The organism is Muribaculum sp. An289, assembly GCF_002159555.1.
Classification (GTDB): domain Bacteria; phylum Bacteroidota; class Bacteroidia; order Bacteroidales; family UBA932; genus Merdivivens; species Merdivivens faecigallinarum.
On sequence record NZ_NFIV01000029.1, the window covers coordinates 1 to 986 of the forward strand.

1 pseudogene is annotated in these 986 nt (G+C 53.1%); it reads left to right on the plus strand.

Annotation, left to right across the window (positions count from 1 at the left end):
• Nucleotides 1-68: 68 nt before the first annotated feature.
• Nucleotides 69-986, plus strand: a pseudogene (locus B5F83_RS10455) (hypothetical protein); the annotation flags it as partial.

Sequence of the window (986 nt, forward strand, 5' to 3'; positions counted from 1 at the left end):
TTTTTTTGTCAAATTTTATTTCTATATTTGTAGTATATATTAGTATATATTAACGGATATATTCGGATATGAGACTAGTCCAGAAAAAGAGCGGTCGTTTCACCTACCTGTATGCCATCAAGAGTTACAGGACAGAAGACGGAAAGAGTACGACAAAAGTAGTCGAGAAGTTCGGCACAGTAGAAGAATTGCAGGAAAGCCTCGGCGGAGAGGATCCAGTCAGGTGGGCGGAAGAGATGGTTGCCGAGATGAATGCCAGGGAGAAGGCGGAAAAGGAGGAGATAGTCGTCAAACTCAAGCCGGGAGTTCTTGTCGGGAAAGGCGAGCGGCGGAGCTATAACGGCGGGTACCTGTTCCTACAGAAGATATATTATGAACTGGGTCTGGATTATGTCTGCAAAAAGATGGAGAAGAGACACAGGAACAGGTTCGATCTGAACGGCATACTGTCCAGGCTGCTGTATACACGGCTGCTGTACCCGGGGTCGAAGCTGTCGTCATTGGAGGACTCGAGGAAGTTCTTCGAGCAGCCTGGAGAGGACATACATCAGGTGTACCGGGCCCTTAGCCTGCTTGCCACAGAGTTCAACGAGGTCCAGGCGGAGGTGTACAGGCGCAGCCTCAGGCTTGGCAGGCGGGACACGGGTGTCGTATACTATGACCTGACGAACTACTTCTTCGAGTGGGAGGAGGAGGGCGGCATAGTGCAGTACGGGCACAGCAAGGAGGGTCGGCCGCTTCCGATCGTGCAGATGGGGCTGTTCGTCGACAGGGAGGGGTTCCCGCTGGCGATGTGCGTGGAGCCGGGCAATACGGCGGAGACCCTCACCCTCAAGCCTATGGAGGAGATGCTGCAGGAGAAGTTCGGACTCTCGAAGATGATAGTGTGCACGGATGCCGGCCTGTCCTCGTATGAGAACAGGAAGAACGATGCGGTGAGTGACAGGTCGTTCATCACGGTCCAGTCCGTCAGGAAGATGAACAGG